The sequence below is a fragment of the Pseudomonas sp. TE6283 genome, assembly GCF_054060555.1.
Genome location: NZ_JBSSDH010000005.1, coordinates 317948 through 324071, shown reverse-complemented (window position 1 = coordinate 324071; position 6124 = coordinate 317948). Strand labels below are relative to the sequence as shown.

At 63.6% G+C, this 6124-nt stretch carries 5 protein-coding genes; 1 reads left to right on the top strand and 4 read right to left on the bottom strand.

Annotated elements, in window-relative coordinates; all coding sequences use genetic code 11:
* Window positions 1–630: 630 nt before the first annotated feature.
* The 4 genes from asd to leuC all read right to left on the bottom strand — a co-directional run bounded on the left by asd (window position 631) and on the right by leuC (window position 5054).
* On the bottom strand, window positions 631–1743 hold the full coding sequence (gene asd, locus ACVWZ5_RS10425) for an aspartate-semialdehyde dehydrogenase (protein ID WP_028690434.1): 1113 nt from the start codon (window positions 1741–1743) through the stop codon (window positions 631–633).
* A gap of 63 nt (window positions 1744–1806) precedes the next feature.
* On the bottom strand, window positions 1807–2889 hold the full coding sequence (gene leuB / locus ACVWZ5_RS10420) for a 3-isopropylmalate dehydrogenase (protein ID WP_028690433.1): 1083 nt from the start codon (window positions 2887–2889) through the stop codon (window positions 1807–1809).
* A gap of 90 nt (window positions 2890–2979) precedes the next feature.
* Window positions 2980–3624: a 3-isopropylmalate dehydratase small subunit gene (gene leuD, locus ACVWZ5_RS10415; protein ID WP_028690432.1), complete on the bottom strand. Its 645-nt coding sequence runs from the start codon at window positions 3622–3624 to the stop codon at window positions 2980–2982.
* The gene (gene leuC, locus ACVWZ5_RS10410) at window positions 3621–5054 is read right to left on the bottom strand and encodes a 3-isopropylmalate dehydratase large subunit (RefSeq protein WP_062573326.1); all 1434 of its coding nucleotides are present in this window, start codon (window positions 5052–5054) and stop codon (window positions 3621–3623) included. Before leuC ends, leuD begins: the two co-directional genes overlap by 4 nt.
* Before the next feature lie 131 nt (window positions 5055–5185).
* Here leuC and ACVWZ5_RS10405 point away from each other — a divergent pair, with 131 nt between their 5' ends.
* The gene (locus tag ACVWZ5_RS10405; protein ID WP_028690430.1) at window positions 5186–6064 is read left to right on the top strand and encodes a LysR family transcriptional regulator; all 879 of its coding nucleotides are present in this window, start codon (window positions 5186–5188) and stop codon (window positions 6062–6064) included.
* Window positions 6065–6124: the final 60 nt, after the last annotated feature.

Below are 6124 nucleotides of genomic sequence, written 5' to 3'. Positions count from 1 at the left end.
GGGGCGCAGCGCTTGACGGCCATCCATGGCCGTCACCTCCCTCCGCAAGAACTCCGCTCGGCCTCCTGAAGTCGCAATTGGTGTTGCCTGAACTACCGCGCGCTTAGAATCAAGAGCAAGAGCAAGAGCAAGAGCAAGAGCAAGAGCAAGAGCGAGAAGTTCGAAGTTAGTTGTTTGACTTTTAGATATGTATTGACCACCCCGCGATATAATCGAGAGATTAATTAAAATTTCAACTAGCGACAGCTGCGCCAGCCCAGGCGCCGCCCGTATCTTGCGCGACTTCAGGAGGCCGAGCGCAGGCCTTGCGGAGGGAGGCGACGGCCATGGATGGCCGTCGAGCACTGCGGGCCATGGATGGCCCGTCAGTGCGGTCCTCCCGGGAGCAAGGCCGGAGCGAGGGAACCCCGGAGCGAAGCGCAGGGGCCGGATGAATGAGCGCGCGGTTTTGCTTACTTTTGCCAAGACAAAAGTAAGTCGCCGCAAGGCGAAACAGCGATATCAGCGTCGCCGCTGAAAAAGAATCCGAACAAACCCCTCAAAACAACCAACAACCAATCTCACCAATAAAAAAACCCGCATCACTCTCGCAACACGGGTTCTTCAATATCTCAACTCAAACCACCCAGATCACCGCTCCAGCAGAATCCGCAACATCCGCCGCAGCGGCTCCGCAGCCCCCCACAGCAGCTGGTCGCCAACGGTGAAGGCCCCAAGGTACTGCGACCCCATGTTCAGCTTGCGCAAACGCCCGACCGGCACGTTCAGGGTCCCGGTCACCTGGGTAGGACTCAGCTCCTGCATGCTGATCTCCCGCTGGTTAGGCACCAATTTCACCCAGGGATTGTGCTGGCTGATCATGCCTTCGATGTCCGCCAAAGGCACATCCTTGTTCAGCTTGATGGTCAGCGCCTGGCTGTGGCAACGCATCGCGCCGATCCGCACGCAGATGCCGTCGACCGGAATCGGGCTCTTGAAGCGCCCGAGGATCTTGTTGGTCTCGGCCTGGGCCTTCCACTCTTCACGGCTCTGTCCGTTCGGCAGTTCCTTGTCGATCCACGGGATCAGGCTGCCGGCCAGCGGCACGCCAAAGTTGTCGGTCGGGAAGCCCTCGCCACGCATGGCCTCGGCCACCTTGCGGTCGATGTCGAGGATGGCGCTGGCCGGGTTGGCCAGGTCGTCGGCGACCGCCGCGTGGATACCGCCCATCTGCTTGATCAGCTCACGCATATTCTGCGCACCGGCGCCCGAGGCCGCCTGGTAGGTCATGGCGCTCATCCACTCGACCAGGCCAGCCTCGAACAGGCCGCCCAGGCCCATCAGCATCAGGCTGACAGTGCAGTTGCCGCCGATGTAGTTCTTGGTGCCCGCGTCCAACTGCTGGTCGATGACCTTGCGGTTGACCGGGTCGAGGATGATCACCGCGTCGTCCTGCATGCGCAGGGACGAGGCCGCGTCGATCCAGTAGCCCTGCCAGCCGGCTTCGCGCAGCTTGGGGAAGACTTCGTTGGTGTAGTCGCCGCCCTGGCAGGTCAGGATCACGTCGAGGGTCTTGAGCTCGTCGATGCTGTAGGCGTCCTTGAGCGGGCCGGTGTCCTTGCCCACGTTCGGGCCTTGGCCACCGACGTTGGAGGTGGTGAAGAACACCGGCTCGATCAGGTCGAAGTCCTGCTCTTCGAGCATCCGCTGCATGAGCACGGAACCGACCATTCCACGCCAACCGATCAGACCTACACGTTTCATCGCAACTACACCTTTGCTAAAAGTGGGCCGCCACCGGGAGTTTTTGGTGGCGGGCCAGAGAGATTACAGATTCCGCAGCGCTGCGACTACTGCGTCGCCCATTTCCTGCGTACCCACCTTGCGGCAGCCTTCGGAGAAGATGTCGCCTGTGCGCAGGCCCTGGTCCAGCACCCGGCTCACCGCCTGCTCGATCGCCTCGGCGGCGGCCGTCTGGTTGAAGCTGTAGCGCAGCATCATCGACACCGAGAGAATGGTCGCCAGCGGGTTGGCGATGCCCTGCCCGGCGATGTCCGGCGCCGAACCGTGGCACGGCTCGTACATGCCCTTGTTGTCGGCATCCAGCGACGCCGACGGCAGCATGCCGATGGAACCGGTGAGCATGGAAGCCTCATCCGACAGGATGTCGCCGAACATGTTGTCGGTCACCACCACGTCGAACTGCTTGGGCGCGCGCACCAGCTGCATGGCGGCATTGTCCACGTACATGTGGCTCAGCTCGACGTCCGGGTAGTCCTTGGCCACCTCTTCGACCACTTCGCGCCACAGCTGGCTGGACGCCAGGACGTTGGCCTTGTCCACCGAGCACAGCTTCTTGCCGCGCACGCGGGCCATGTCGAAGCCGACACGGGCAATGCGGCGCACTTCGCTCTCGCTGTAGGGCAGGGTGTCGTAGGCCTGGCGCTCGCCGCCTTCCAGCTCGCGCTGGCCGCGTGGCGCGCCAAAATAGATGCCGCCGGTCAGCTCGCGGACGATGAGGATGTCCAGCCCGGAAACGATCTCGGGCTTGAGCGACGAGGCATCGGCCAACTGCGGATAGAGGATGGCTGGGCGCAGGTTGGCGAACAGGCCCAGTTGCGAACGGATCTTCAGCAGGCCGCGCTCCGGACGGATGTCACGCTCGATCTTGTCCCACTTCGGACCGCCCACGGCACCCAGCAGCACGGCGTCGGCCTGGCGCGCGCGCGCCAGGGTCTCGTCGGCCAGGGGCACGCCGTGCTTGTCGATGGCCGCGCCGCCGATCACGTCGTGGGTGAGGCTCAAGCCGAGCTGGAACTTGTCGTTGGCCAGTTCCAGCACCTTGACCGCCTCGGCCATGATTTCCGGGCCGATGCCGTCACCTGGGAGAATCAGAATCTGCTTGCTCATGCGTTCCTCTATCCAATCAAGCGGCGCGCCTCGCAGGCGCGCCGAAGTACTTCAGTGTCCAATGCCCCTTTGCGCGGGGCAAGCAGTCAATCAAGCGTCGCGGAACAACCACGGCTGGCTGGCGCGGTGCTTGCCCTCGAACGCCTTGATCGCATCGCTGTCCTGCAGGGTCAGGCCGATATCGTCCAGGCCGTTGAGCAGGCAGTGCTTGCGGAACGCATCGATCTCGAACTTCAGTACCTTGCCGTCCGGGCGGGTCACGGCCTGGGCCTCGAGGTCGATGGTCAGCTGGTAACCCGGGTTGGCCTCGACCTGCTGGAACAGCTCGTCGACCTCGGCAGCGTCGAGAATGATCGGCAACAGGCCGTTCTTGAAGCTGTTGTTGAAGAAGATGTCGGCGAAGCTAGGCGCGATCACGCTGCGAAAACCGTACTCGTCGAGCGCCCACGGGGCGTGCTCACGGCTCGAGCCGCAGCCGAAGTTCTCCCGCGCCAGCAACACGCTGGCACCCTGGTAACGCGCATGGTTGAGCACGAAATCCTGGTTCAACGGGCGCTTGCTGTTGTCCTGGTAAGGCTGGCCGACATCCAGGTAGCGCCACTCGTCGAACAGGTTGGGGCCGAAGCCGGTGCGCTTGATCGACTTGAGGAACTGCTTGGGAATGATCTGGTCGGTGTCGACGTTGGCACGATCCAATGGCGCGACAAGACCGGTGTGCTGGGTAAAGGCTTTCATGCTGCGCTCCCTTGGATCAACTCGCGGACATCGATGAAGTGGCCGGTCACCGCGGCGGCGGCGGCCATGGCCGGGCTGACCAGGTGGGTACGCCCACCGGCGCCCTGGCGGCCTTCAAAGTTGCGGTTGGAGGTGGACGCGCAGTGCTCGCCGCTCTCCAGGCGGTCCGGATTCATCGCCAGGCACATCGAGCAGCCCGGTTCACGCCATTCGAAGCCGGCCTCGAGGAAGATCTTGTCCAGCCCTTCGCGCTCGGCCTGGGCCTTGACCAGGCCCGAGCCCGGCACTACCAGCGCCTGCTTGACGTTGGCGGCGACCTTGCGGCCCTTGGCGATCTCGGCGGCGGCACGCAGGTCTTCGATGCGCGAGTTGGTGCACGAGCCGATGAACACGCGGTCGAGCTTGATCTCGGTGATCGCCTGGTTGGCAGCCAGGCCCATGTACTTGAGGGCGCGCTCGATCGAACCGCGCTTGATCAGGTCGGGCTCGGCAGCCGGATCCGGCACGCGCTGGTCGACGGCCAGGACCATCTCCGGCGAAGTACCCCAGCTGACCTGCGGCTTGATCTGCGCGGCGTCGAGCTCGACCACCGTGTCGAACACGGCATCGGCGTCGGACACCAGGCCTTTCCAGGCCTCGACGGCCTGCGTCCACTGCTCGCCCTTCGGCGCGTACGGACGGCCTTCGACATAGGCGATCGTGGTGCCGTCGACAGCCACCAGGCCTACCCGGGCACCGGCTTCGATGGACATGTTGCAGATGGTCATGCGGCCTTCCATCGACAGCTCGCGAATGGCGCTGCCGGCGAATTCCATGGCATGGCCGTTTCCGCCGGCGGTGCCGATCTTGCCGATCACGGCGAGGACGATGTCCTTGGCGGTGACGCCGGCGGGCAATTCACCCTCGACGCGCACCAGCATGTTCTTCATTTTCTTGGCCACCAGGCACTGGGTGGCGAGCACGTGCTCGACCTCGGAGGTGCCGATGCCATGGGCCAGGGCGCCGAACGCGCCGTGGGTGGAGGTGTGCGAGTCGCCGCAGACCACGGTCATGCCCGGCAAGGTCGCGCCCTGCTCCGGGCTGATGACATGGACGATACCCTGACGCTCGTCATTCATCTTGAATTCGACGATGCCATATTCGTCACAGTTCTCATCGAGGGTCTGCACCTGAAGGCGCGACACCTGGTCGACGATGGCCTCGATACCGCCCTTGCGCTCCGGCGTGGTCGGCACGTTGTGGTCGGGGGTGGCGATATTGGCGTCGATGCGCCAGGGTTTGCGGCCGGCCAGGCGCAGGCCTTCGAAAGCCTGGGGCGAAGTCACTTCATGGATGATGTGGCGGTCGATGTAGATCAAGGAAGAGCCGTCATCGCGGCGCTTGACCTCATGAGCTTCCCAGAGTTTGTCGTAGAGCGTTTTGCCAGCCATCAGACTGTTCCTCATCAGCGTCTTTCTATGCCAAAGACCCCTTGGCTTGTACGGACGATGCTATGGCGATAGATTGAATAACTCAAATTCATAATTTTCATACTTTGCATAACCATCAGGAATTCAAATAGATGGACCTGGCCAACCTCAGCGCCTTCATCGCCATCGCCGAAACCGGCAGTTTTTCAGGGGCGGGCGAACGCCTGCACCTGACCCAGCCGGCGATCAGCAAGCGCATCGCCGGCCTCGAGCAGCAACTGGACGTACGCCTGTTCGACCGCCTGGGCCGCGAGGTCACCCTCACCGAGGCCGGTCGCGCCCTGCTGCCCCGCGCCTACCAGATCCTCAACGTACTCGATGATACCCGCCGCGCCCTGACCAACCTCACCGGGGCGGTGAGCGGTCGCCTGACCCTGGCCACCAGCCATCACATCGGCCTGCACCGCCTGCCGCCGCTGCTGCGTGCCTTCACCCGCCAGTACCCGGCGGTGGCCCTGGATATCCAGTTCCTCGACTCGGAGGCGGCCTACGACGAAGTACTGCACGGCCGCGCCGAAATTGCCGTGATCACCCTGGCGCCCGAGCCACACCATTTGGTGCGGGCTGTGCCGGTATGGGACGACGCCCTGGACTTCGTCGCCTCGCCCGAGCACCCGCTGGCCAGCAACGGCGCGGTCAGCCTGGCCGACGTGGCACGCCACCCGGCGGTGTTCCCCGGCGGCAATACCTTCACCCACCATATCGTCCAGCGCCTGTTCGAAAGCCAGGGCCTGGTCCCGAACATCGCCATGAGTACCAACTACCTGGAAACCATCAAGATGATGGTGTCGATCGGCCTGGCGTGGAGCGTGCTGCCACGTACTATGCTCGATGAACAGGTGGCGCCCATCGCCCTGCCCGGCATACAGCTGTCACGCCAGCTAGGCTACATACTGCATACCGAACGCACGCTGTCGAACGCGGCCAGGGCTTTCATGGCCCTGCTCGACAGCCATGCAGGGTCCGCCTGACCGCTCGTCAGTCCGGCATGACATCCACAAGGACGCGTTTTCCGCCAAAGGTCTGGTACC

Coding starts and splice junctions, on each gene's coding strand:
- leuD (WP_028690432.1), bottom strand. CDS start 3,624: ATGAAAGCCTTTACCCAGCACACCGGTCTTGTCGCGCCATTGGATCGT.
- ACVWZ5_RS10405 (WP_028690430.1), top strand. CDS start 5,186: ATGGACCTGGCCAACCTCAGCGCCTTCATCGCCATCGCCGAAACCGGC.
- leuB (WP_028690433.1), bottom strand. CDS start 2,889: ATGAGCAAGCAGATTCTGATTCTCCCAGGTGACGGCATCGGCCCGGAA.
- leuC (WP_062573326.1), bottom strand. CDS start 5,054: ATGGCTGGCAAAACGCTCTACGACAAACTCTGGGAAGCTCATGAGGTC.
- asd (WP_028690434.1), bottom strand. CDS start 1,743: ATGAAACGTGTAGGTCTGATCGGTTGGCGTGGAATGGTCGGTTCCGTG.